This is a genomic window from Sulfurimonas aquatica, from assembly GCF_017357825.1.
Taxonomy (GTDB): Bacteria; Campylobacterota; Campylobacteria; order Campylobacterales; family Sulfurimonadaceae; genus Sulfurimonas; species Sulfurimonas aquatica.
The window spans coordinates 1,707,469-1,717,930 of the sequence record NZ_CP046072.1 but is presented as its reverse complement, the minus strand read 5'-3'; the positions used below and the strand labels follow the sequence as shown (position 1 = coordinate 1,717,930).

Here is a 10,462-nt window from a genome sequence, read left to right as displayed (position 1 = left end):
TAATGAAAATATTTTTTTACTATTTTATATTGTTTTTTGGATTGAGCTTATCTGCTGACTTTAAGTATAATCTTGATGATGAGTACTATCCTTATACTGACGTGGTAAAAAGGGAATCACCAAAAACTATAATAGTCTTAGCGGAGGGCGAAAAGAAAGATAGCTCTATTACAGTTAAAAACAGTATGAGCTCGGTTGTTGTGGACAAAGCAAATCAAGTCGTCAACATACTCTCTGCAAAAAAAGCACCTACACAACCAAGAGATATCTCAAAAGAAGAGTTTGAAAAAATATTTACACAACTCTCTAAACACATATATGCAAAATCCCTCAAGTATCTTATATATTTTAAAATAAACTCTTCAACTTTAGAGTCAAATGAAAAGATAAATGAAATAGTAGAGTATTCTAAAAACAAAAAAGATTTATACATAAAGATAATTGGACATTCGGATACTAAAGGTAGTTTGGAGTATAAAGAAAGTATATCAAGGCAAAGAGCAGAAAATATTTCCAAGCTTTTAATTAAGGCTGGATTGGTCTATGAAAACTTGAGTGTTGAATGGTACGGAGATGCAAATTTAGCAGTTCAAACTGATCCTGGTGTGTACGAAGAACTTAACAGAAGGGTTGAAATATTAATTCGTTAAAAATAAAAGTAACTATTACATATCTTGTCATTGTCGCGTTTACTGTTTTAACTCACTATATCCTTTATGTGAGTGGTACTACCAAGATAGTAGATTATAAGATTTATGATATTGCACAGCAAATTATCGGTAGTTTTGAAGAAGAAAAGGGTGAGTCCCATGTTGTTATAGTTGACATTGATGAGAAGAGTATCAATGCTTTAGGACAATGGCCTTGGCCAAGAATAGTTTTAGCAGAAGCAGTAGATAAGATAGACTCTTATTCACCAAGTGCTATTGGACTTGACTTGATATTTCCAGAAAAAGATCGTACTTCTCCTTCGCAAATCATCTCTTTTTATAAAGACTTTTTCAACATAGTAAGTAGTATAACTGGTATAAATCTAAACCTTCAAGATAATGACAAGATCTTTGCATCATCCCTAAAAGAGACGCAGAGTACACTTGGCATATATCTGAGCAGTGAGCATATATCAAACAACAATAGTAATATTTTTAAAAGTATAGATATTGACCTAGCGAAGTTTGATATACGAGAGTCAAAATATATGACTCTTAATACAGAAGTCATTAGAAATGCAACCGATAATTTTGGTTTTTTAAACGCGACAATAGATGAGGATGGGATTTTACGTCGTATGCCTCTCTTTCGATCTTACAACACTCAGTATATTCCAACATTTTCACTAGCTACTCTGCTAAGTATAGACCCTGATTTAGAGTTGACAAAAGAGAAGAGTTTTGAAATTTTAGGGCATAAAGTTAAAACTGATAAACATGCAGATGTACTTCTTAACTACTACTCTGATGAGTGGTATAAAAAAGTTTCTCTCATCGATGTTATAAGTGGAAATATCCCACAAGATATGCTTATGGGTAAAATAGTCCTTATAGGCTCTTCTGCAGTTGGTCTACATGATCAGGTGACTATATCTGGTGGGAAGAGGGTAGTGGGTGTTAGTATCCATGCTACTCTTATTGACAACCTACTTGGTGGCTCTTTACTCTATCAGCCAGACTCTTATGCTTATGTAAATGTTTTAATTTCACTCTTTTTAAGTCTCCTGTTTTTCTTTTTACTTGTTAAAAAATATAATAAGATGATATTAGTACTCTTCGTAGGTGCTCTCATCTCCTCAATGACACTGTATATGTATCAGTTGATTAATGGCGTTAATATCTCTATAGGTTATTTTTTATTTCCATATCATATACACTTCTTCATCATAGGTTTGGCATATATTGTCATAGATACTTATGAGCGAAAGGCTTTTAGTGAAGAGCTTAACCGCTCTCACGTAGCGCTTCTTGATAGTATGGTTCATGTCGCTGAAGTACATGACATCGAAACAGGCGCGCATATCATTAGAACAAAAAAGTATATTAAACACCTTGCTACATATATGTATGAAAAAGGCATGTATAAAGATGAACTCTCTTATGAGACTATAGAGATGATGTATAGGACAGCACCACTGCATGATTTGGGTAAGGTTGGGATTGAAGATGCCATTTTAAAGAAGAATGGTAGACTAACTGCCCTAGAATATGAGGTAATGAAAACGCATGCTGATTTGGGCAAGCATATAATTAATAACGCCATCTCTAGTTATAAGGCAAATGACTTTTTTGTGATGGCAAGAAATATCGCACACTATCATCATGAAAAGTGGGATGGAAGCGGTTATCCTGAGGGACTTTCAGGTCATGACATACCGTTAGAAGCTCGTTTTATGGCACTCTCAGATGTTTATGATGCACTTGTAAGTAAAAGAGTCTACAAAGAGCCATTTAGTTACGAGAGAACTATAGACATCATAGTTGATGGCAAGGGCAAGCACTTCGACCCTGTAATGGTTGAAGCATTTTTAGAGATTCAAGATGAGTTTAAAAGTATTGCTGAGAATTATAAAGACAATATGTACTCATAAAATAAGAGGAGTTTAGATGAAGTTATTTTTAATGGTTCTGTTTTTAGCATTAGCTCTTAATGCAGAAGAAGTCGCAATAGTAAAAAGTGTTGAGGGAGTTGCTACGCTTAAAAGTAATGCAAAAGTAGTCTCTTTAACAAAAGGGGCTAAACTCTCTAGTAAAGATGTGATTATGACGGAAAATGATTCAAAAGTCGTAGTGATTTTTAATGATAACTCAAGCCTGGTTTTGGGTTCTAATAGTATTTTTAGCATAGACAAGTATATATTTAAACCAATAGAAAAAGAGTATGCATTTGATTTATCATTAACGAAGGGTTCTGTATCTTTTGAGTCTGGAAAGATAGGTGAAGTGGCACCAGAAAACTTTCAATTAAAAACTCCAGAGGGTGTTGTCGGGATTCGTGGGACAAAGTTCTTAGTAAAGGTAAAAGGCTAGTTTTTAACAAGATTATTGTAAAATAAGATAAATCTTTATATTTAAGGGCCTTATTTTGGTGAGACTAGACAACTATTTAGTTGATGAAAAATTAGCAGATAGTAGAACTAAAGCACAAATGATGATAAAAAACTCATTTGTGAGTGTAAATGGTGAACTTATCACTAAGAGCTCTTTTAAGGTAGAGCCAGAGAATGATAGAGTAACTATCAAAGAACATAAACAGTATGTCTCGCGTTCAGCTCATAAACTCGATGAGTTTTTAAAAGAAATCGATTTAGATATCCAAAATAGTGTCGCGTTAGATATAGGCTCATCTACAGGTGGCTTTACGCAGGTTCTTTTAGAGTATGGAGCTAGCGAAGTAACTGCTGTAGATGTTGGAACCGACCAGCTTCACAAATCACTTAAAGATGATAGCCGTGTGCACTCATATGAGAGTTGTGACATAAGAGCTTTTGAGTCTGATAAACTATTTGAGATAGTTGTGAGTGATGTGGCGTTTATATCGCTTTTCTATATACTTGATGACGTTCATAGACTTTCACAAGAAAATATCATCTTACTATTTAAACCACAGTTTGAAGTGGGACGAGAAGCTAAACGCGACAAAAATGGTGTTGTAGTAGATAAAAGAGCCATAGCAAATGCTATGCAGAGATTTGAAGACGCATGTCTGCTTTTAAAGTGGGATTTAGTGAAGAAGTCTCCATCACAACTAACTGGAAAGGATGGTAATCTTGAATACTGTTACTACTATAAAAAATAGTACTACCATAGCCATAGGTGGTTTTGATGGTATGCACATAGGGCATCAAGCACTTTTTAATGAGTTAGGAGAAAATGGTACGATAGTAGTCATAGAGACTGGCTATGCTAACCTAACGCCAAAGAGGTGTAGAGAAAAATTTACTAATAAAAACATCATATATTTAGAGCTTGAGTCTATTCGTCATTTAGATGGAGTGGGATTTATGAAGCTTTTAAATGAGAAGTTTGTAGATTTAGAAAAAATAGTAGTTGGATATGACTTTCATTTTGGAAAAGATAGAAGATACTCTTATGTGGACTTAACTGAGCTATTTGATGGTGAAGTTGTTGTCGTAGATGAAGTGACACACAAAAATGACTCTGTTCACTCTCATAAGATTAGAGCGAAACTTCAAATAGGCGATATTAAAAGTGCCAATGAGTTTTTAGGTCATAACTATACTATAATTGGCAAGCATATTAGAGGGCAGGGCATAGGAGCAAAAGAGCTTGTAGCAACTATAAATGTTCAAGCAACAGAGTTCTTAATGCCAAAAGAGGGTGTTTATGCTACTCTCACTCGTATAAACGATGAAGAGCATTTTCACCCATCTGTCTCATTTGTAGGTCATCGTGTTACAACCGATGGCAGTTTTGCCATAGAGACGCACATTTTAGATGGCGAAGTGACATGTAAAGAGAGAGTTGAGATAAGTTTTGTTGCATACATAAGAGGCAACGAAAAGTTTGATTCACTAGAAGAGTTGAAAAAAATGATACAAAAAGATATAGCAAAAGCCTCAAAAGAGTTGAAGTTTTTACAGTTATAAGCTAATCGCATAGAAGAGTATTTTATAGGACAAATCCTCCCTTTGGTCTGAGCCTATAAAATACGCTTCTATGCTTATAAAACAAGAATAACAGATAAGAAACAAGGATGCACAATTGCAACGAATATACTTAGAAGAAAAAGAGCCAATACACTTTAAGTTTGAGCAAAATGAAGATGACTTTATAGTTGATGAGATAGGACTGGACTGGAAGGGTAGTGGAAACTATACAATCTTGCATATAAAAAAAGTAGAGATGACTACTTGGGATATGATAGCCGAGTTTGCAAAATATTTAAATTTAAATGCGGAGAAAATAGGTTATGCAGGTTTAAAAGATAAGCATGCAACTACAACTCAGTATATCTCTATAGAAGCTAGATATGAAAAAGAGTTGAAGAGATTTAAGCATCCTCAGATAAAGATACTAAGCTCAAAAAGACACTCACATGCTATAAGAATGGGTGATCTAGTTGGGAATCGCTTCACAATTAACCTCTTTGAAGTAAATCAAATTCAAGCTGGACAGATAGAAAAATTGGCCAGAAAAAGTGAAAAGCTTGGACTTCCAAACTACTTTGGTTACCAGCGCTTTGGTCGTGATGGAGACTCTATAGAACAAGCAAAGAAAATGATAGCTGGTGACCTACACATTGAAGACGCAAAGCTAAAAAAGTTTCTGATATCTATTTACCAAAGTGTTTATTTTAATGAGTGGCTAGCTGAGCGTGTTAAGATGAGCCGTGAGCAAAATGGTGGTAAATTTTTACTTCTTGAGGGTGACCTGTATATTGACTCCAAGGGGAAGCTTTTTACTCCAAAACAACCACAACAAAAAGATTTTGAGGCTAAAAAAGTAGTTCCAACTGGACTCTTATGTGGTCGTGGAGTTTACCGCTCAACTGGTGCTGCAGCAGAGATAGAAGCAAAGTATGATGATGGGTTTCTTTATGATAAGGGGCTTCGTCGCGAAGCGATAATCTTTCCAAAAGACATAGAGATGAAGTATACAAATGATTTTGATAAGATGAACATAGCGTTTACTCTTCCAAAAGGCTCTTATGCAACTGTATTTTTAGAAAATATAGCAAGTAAAGAGTTTAAGGCCAAAAAGGTTAAAAAACCTAAAAAGTAGAGCTTTTTAAAAAGCTCTACTCTCTACCAATCTTCCTCTTCATCATTAATGTCTGAATCATCATACGGGTCCATATGAATTAAGACATGTGTTTTTTTATCTTTAAAAAGTGCTTTCATCTTCGCTTCAAGGGAGTCAGAGATTAAGTGTGCATCATAAAGAGTTATGCTTACATTAAACACAGTATGAACAGAAATAAAAATATGAGAACCTGATTCCCTTGTTTGAAGGTAATGATAAGTTTTAATGCCTTCTTGTGAGTCTAAAATCTCCTCAATAGCTTTGATGTCATCCTCTTTAAGAGCTGCATCAAGCAGCATCAAAATACCCTCTTTTATGATAGGAAATGCGGAGTAAATCATGTAGATTGCTATGGCAATACCCAAGATAGGGTCGATTAAATATTCACCGGTATAGTGAATAGCACCAAGAGCAAATAAAACAGCACCATTTGAGAAGAGGTCAGTTTTATAGTGAAGAGCATCCGCTTTTATAACCATGTTATTCGTTTTCTTAGCTACATATGTTAAAAATGCAACAAGTAGAGCCGTAATGATAAAAGAGATAATCATAACAGCGATACTCTCACTCATATGTGTCATCTCTTTAGGATGGATAATTTTTGAGAGTGCTTCATAGAGTATAAAAATGGCTGACATACTGATAACAGTACCCTCTATAACTGCTGCTAAAGGTTCTATTTTACTGCGTCCAAAGTGAAACTTATCATCTGGGTCTTTTTCAGCATTATGAAGGGCAAAGTAGTTAAACATAGAGACAGTTAAGTCTAAGAAACTATCTATTGCAGATGCAAAAACAGCGATAGAACCACTTAAAATTCCAACTGTCATTTTCATCAAAACAAGTAAGCCAGCTACACTTGTCGAAACAGCAGTCGCTTTTTTCTCTAATCGCATTTATTTATCCTCTGTCTATTTGGATACAATTATATTAAAATAAATATATCATAGTGATTAAAATGAACCTAGACGAACTAAGAAAAGATAGAGAAAAATGGATGAGATGGAAAAACATCGCTCCACTGCGCGAGGTAGTAGATGCTTTACCTGAGTTAGAGTGTAAAGTTGAACTCTCAGATATTGTAAAAATAAGTGCAAATTTTGATGATAATGCTATATATGAGAGTGCAAAACTTCTTATGCCTTGGAGAAAAGGGCCGTTTCTAATTGGTGAGACCTTCATTGATACAGAGTGGCAGAGTAATATAAAATATAATCTTCTTAGACCACACTTTAATTTAAAAGATAAACGAGTGGCCGATATAGGATGTAACAATGGTTACTATATGTTTCGTATGCAAGAGGATTCTCCAAAGTCCTTAGTGGGCTTTGATCCATCTCCTTTATATAAAACACAGTTTGATTTTATAAATCATTTTGTAAAAAGCAATATAGTTTATGAGCTTCTTGGTGTTGAACATCTTGAGTTTTATGAAGAGAAGTTTGATACTATCTTCTGTCTTGGTGTTTTGTATCACAGAAGTGACCCTGTTGCAATGCTTAAACAGTTGTTTAAGGGTCTTGATAAAAAAGGTGAAGTAATACTTGATACTTTTTATATTGAAGGTGATGATGAGATGTGTCTGTGTCCAGAGTCAAGTTACTCTAAAATACCAAACATCTACTTTGTTCCAACTATAAAAGCTCTGAAAAACTGGTGTCTACGTGCTGGATTTTGTGAGTTTGAAGTACTTGAGACTTCAGTTACACAAGCAAATGAGCAAAGAAAGACTTCTTGGATAGAAGGACAGTCCTTAGAGGATTTTTTAGATCCAAATGATAGTAGTAAAACTGTAGAGGGCTACCCAGCTCCTGCGAGAGTATATGTAAGATTAATAAAGGATAAAAGTTGATAGAAGAAGAACAAAACGAAAATGATGCATTAGATTTTGAGAGTGAAGAGAATGAAAATGAAGTTAGTATACGAACACATGAGAAGATAGAACAGAATCTCAGTGGTGAAGTACTGCTTATGGAAAAAGGGTATGTAGAGACAAGACTGAGTACTACTTATGAGATGGTTGCTGATGATGTAGGGCTTATTCATGGAGGTTTTATCTTTTCTGGTGCAGATTATGCTGCTATGCTTGCTGTAAATGAGAGAAATGTTGTTTTAGTCGGAAGTGAGTGTCAGTTTCTCTCTCCTGTAAAGCTTCATGATGAAGTGAAGTTTATTGCTCGCGTTCGTCATAAAGAGGGAAAAAAACGAAACGTTCACGTAGAAGCTTTTGTTTTAGATATTAAAGTGTTTGAGGGAGAGTTTAAAACTGTTGTCACAGAGAGGCACGTGCTAAGGTTAAAACTTTTAGATGAAGAGGGCGAGAAGAAGTAGAGAGTATTTATCTCTTTTTACTTCTGTGCTGTTATTAAAAAAACTCCAAAATCTCTGTGAGGTTTGTTGATAGTGTTTATATTTTTAAAGGCTATATTTTTAAAGCCAGCAGTTTCTACGGCTTGACAAAGTTCTTTTTCATGAAAACCAAAGTGAAATACTCCTGTATTATCTGAGTGAAAAGTTCCATCCTCTTTTTCTAAATCAGCGATGGCAATAAAGCCATTCTCTTCTATATTATTATAGATAGATTTAAAAAATCCTTCAAGGTTTTCTACATGATGAAGAGTCATAGAGCTAACTATTCCATGAAAAGTCTGATCTAGAGGCTCTTTTACTATGTCTTGACATACAGCTTCAATGCTAAGCTCTGGAGTATTTTTCTCTTCTAGTTTTTTTAGCATACTAAGAGACATATCTACACCGTAAACTTTCTTGACAGATTTTGCTATTTCAAATCCAAGTAGACCCGTTCCAACGCCAAAATCTAAAATATCCATTTCAGTTGTGAGATTAATGTTCTCTCTAATGGCGTTTGCAATTTTTTTTGCACCATTTACTTGAACGTCGCCTTTATCCCAAGTCTTTGATTTTTCTTCAAAATGATCTTTCATAAATTTCCTTCTTTATAGACTATTAATCCAATAATCTGCATGTTTTTGTTCTTGCTTTATAGTTGTAGTGTTTCCATGACCAGGGTAAATTGTCTTGTCAAAATCAAGCAGTTTAAACTTCTCAAGAGATTTTTTCATGTCTTGTGGAGATGACAGTGGAAAGTCAGTTCTACCTATGCTTCGCTCAAATATAAAATCTCCACTAAACATCGCATCACCTATCTCTATAGTAGAACATCCTGGGCAATGTCCTGGAAAATGACGGTACTTGACCTTTACACCATCAAAATCTAACTCTTCATCACCAACTACAATCACATCTGGAACAGATGGTGGAAGGTCTGGCATCCAAGAGCTATCAACAAGTAAGGGCACATCCCCTTTTGGAGTGTATAGTTTTATGCCAAGTTGATTTTGAAGTTCATCATTTGACCATACATGATCAAAGTGACCATGTGTATTTAAAATAGCTACTGGATTTGTAACATTTTGTTTTACCCACTCTGTGGCATCTACACCAGGATCAATGATAAAATCTTTACCATCAATGGTAGCAATGTAACAGTTAGTTTGATAAATCCCCATAGGTTGAACTTTTATCTGCATATAATCTCTTTTTTAGTGCGATTATAGCATTATTAGCTTATGAATTTTTATAAAGAATTAGAATTAATATTGGAAGAAAAAAGCCCAAATAAAAAAATAGAAATGTTTGATAATTTTTACACAGCTTATAATGAGGGTAGTGTTGCGTTTGAAAGCAGCTTCACTGCTAAAGAGTTTAGCACACCATCATATAGTGGCATTTGTAGAGTCGTTCCTCCTCAAGACGTACCTAAACGAAGTAATCTTACTGTTAGAGAAGGTCAAGTAGTTCTCATTCATGCTATAGCACATATTGAGTACTCTGCAATAGATTTGGCAATCGATGGGGCATATAGATTTTTTGGACTTCCTAAAAAGTACTATGATGACTGGTTAAAAGTTGCTGCAGATGAGATAAGGCACTTTTTGATGTTAGAAGAGCTTCTGCATGAGTTAGATAGTAGCTATGGTGATATAGAAGTACATGATGCTCTTTTTGAAGCGAGTCAAAGAACACAGACACTTTTGGAACGTATGGCAGTAGTTCCGCGTTACCTTGAAGCCAATGGCTTAGATGCAACACCCATGATACTGACAAAGTTAAAGAAGCTTCCTAAAAGTGAGATGATAGAAAAAATGATGAGAGTTTTAAACACGATTTTAGATGAAGAGGTTGATCATGTAAAAAAAGGGGATGATTGGTTTAACTATGCTTGCCAACAAGAGGGTGTACAGAGTGATGTCTATTTTGAGATTATTGACAAGTACTACCCACAAGGATTTCTAAGAGCAAAAAATTTAAATATGCAAGCAAGAAAAGAAGCGGGATTTAGTTGTAAAGAGCTAAATTTTATGGCTAAAAAAGAGGTCTGTTAAAGTAAGAGTATTACTCTTTACTTTTAAAAAAGTAATACTTTTTATTTAGATACTCTGTAACATCAAGTGTCTCATCATCAAACCACTCTACTTCGTTGTTAATAACACAAGCTTCTACACTTGTGTGAAGTTTTTTAAAACTATTTACCTTATCTTTTTTATGCGAAAAGTCTATACTCTCATGGCAAGACATACATTCAGCCTTGTTAAATAGCTCTTTGGCCTCAGGAGAATTAGCAGATAAGTTTAGTGTGATAAAAAGTAAAATAATTAAAAAAGTTAAATGATGTAAAGACATAA

Annotated in this window: 13 protein-coding genes; 9 read left to right on the top strand and 4 right to left on the bottom strand. The window is 34.6% G+C overall.

From position 1 onward, the window contains the following. Positions 1–2 precede the first annotated feature (2 nt). The 6 genes from GJV85_RS08225 to GJV85_RS08200 all read left to right on the top strand — a co-directional run bounded on the left by GJV85_RS08225 (position 3) and on the right by GJV85_RS08200 (position 5,735). The gene (locus GJV85_RS08225) at positions 3–650 is read left to right on the top strand and encodes an OmpA family protein (RefSeq protein ID WP_207560910.1); all 648 of its coding nucleotides are present in this window, start codon (positions 3–5) and stop codon (positions 648–650) included. After that, a complete protein-coding gene (locus tag GJV85_RS08220; protein ID WP_347402372.1) occupies positions 638–2,581 on the top strand; it encodes a CHASE2 domain-containing protein in 1,944 nt (647 codons plus the stop codon). The genes GJV85_RS08225 and GJV85_RS08220 overlap by 13 nt, the downstream gene beginning before the upstream one ends. A gap of 16 nt (positions 2,582–2,597) precedes the next feature. Further along, the gene (locus tag GJV85_RS08215) at positions 2,598–3,020 is read left to right on the top strand and encodes a FecR family protein (protein WP_207560908.1); all 423 of its coding nucleotides are present in this window, start codon (positions 2,598–2,600) and stop codon (positions 3,018–3,020) included. 58 nt (positions 3,021–3,078) lie between these two features. Then, on the top strand, positions 3,079–3,789 hold the full coding sequence (tlyA, locus tag GJV85_RS08210) for a 23S rRNA (cytidine-2'-O)-methyltransferase TlyA (protein ID WP_207560907.1): 711 nt from the start codon (positions 3,079–3,081) through the stop codon (positions 3,787–3,789). Next, positions 3,752–4,600, top strand: coding sequence for a bifunctional riboflavin kinase/FAD synthetase (locus GJV85_RS08205; RefSeq protein WP_207560906.1), 849 nt, complete (start codon positions 3,752–3,754; stop codon positions 4,598–4,600). Before tlyA ends, GJV85_RS08205 begins: the two co-directional genes overlap by 38 nt. A gap of 115 nt (positions 4,601–4,715) precedes the next feature. Continuing rightward, the gene (locus tag GJV85_RS08200) at positions 4,716–5,735 is read left to right on the top strand and encodes a tRNA pseudouridine(13) synthase TruD (RefSeq protein ID WP_207560905.1); all 1,020 of its coding nucleotides are present in this window, start codon (positions 4,716–4,718) and stop codon (positions 5,733–5,735) included. A 23-nt stretch (positions 5,736–5,758) separates the two neighbouring features. On the opposite strand, the gene GJV85_RS08195 is transcribed toward GJV85_RS08200, so the two are convergent. After that, the gene (locus tag GJV85_RS08195; protein WP_207560904.1) at positions 5,759–6,652 is read right to left on the bottom strand and encodes a cation diffusion facilitator family transporter; all 894 of its coding nucleotides are present in this window, start codon (positions 6,650–6,652) and stop codon (positions 5,759–5,761) included. A gap of 62 nt (positions 6,653–6,714) precedes the next feature. On the opposite strand from GJV85_RS08195, the gene cmoB reads away from it, so the two are divergent. Together cmoB and GJV85_RS08185 are read left to right on the top strand one after the other, a co-directional pair. Next, entirely contained in the window at positions 6,715–7,608 is an 894-nt protein-coding gene (gene cmoB, locus GJV85_RS08190; protein WP_207560903.1) for a tRNA 5-methoxyuridine(34)/uridine 5-oxyacetic acid(34) synthase CmoB, read from the top strand. Next, positions 7,605–8,087: a PaaI family thioesterase gene (locus tag GJV85_RS08185; protein ID WP_242689773.1), complete on the top strand. Its 483-nt coding sequence runs from the start codon at positions 7,605–7,607 to the stop codon at positions 8,085–8,087. Before cmoB ends, GJV85_RS08185 begins: the two co-directional genes overlap by 4 nt. Positions 8,088–8,104: 17 nt before the next feature. On the opposite strand, the gene GJV85_RS08180 is transcribed toward GJV85_RS08185, so the two are convergent. Both GJV85_RS08180 and GJV85_RS08175 read right to left on the bottom strand, forming a co-directional pair. Next, positions 8,105–8,701 (bottom strand): class I SAM-dependent DNA methyltransferase, encoded by a 597-nt coding sequence (locus GJV85_RS08180; protein ID WP_207560902.1) that lies wholly within the window; start codon positions 8,699–8,701, stop codon positions 8,105–8,107. A gap of 12 nt (positions 8,702–8,713) precedes the next feature. Next, a complete protein-coding gene (locus GJV85_RS08175; protein ID WP_207560901.1) occupies positions 8,714–9,307 on the bottom strand; it encodes an MBL fold metallo-hydrolase in 594 nt (197 codons plus the stop codon). 69 nt (positions 9,308–9,376) lie between these two features. Here GJV85_RS08175 and GJV85_RS08170 point away from each other — a divergent pair, with 69 nt between their 5' ends. Next, a complete protein-coding gene (locus GJV85_RS08170; protein ID WP_242689772.1) occupies positions 9,377–10,162 on the top strand; it encodes a ferritin-like domain-containing protein in 786 nt (261 codons plus the stop codon). Between the two features lie 10 nt (positions 10,163–10,172). On the opposite strand, the gene GJV85_RS08165 is transcribed toward GJV85_RS08170, so the two are convergent. After that, positions 10,173–10,460 (bottom strand): hypothetical protein, encoded by a 288-nt coding sequence (locus tag GJV85_RS08165; protein ID WP_207560899.1) that lies wholly within the window; start codon positions 10,458–10,460, stop codon positions 10,173–10,175. Positions 10,461–10,462 lie beyond the last annotated feature (2 nt).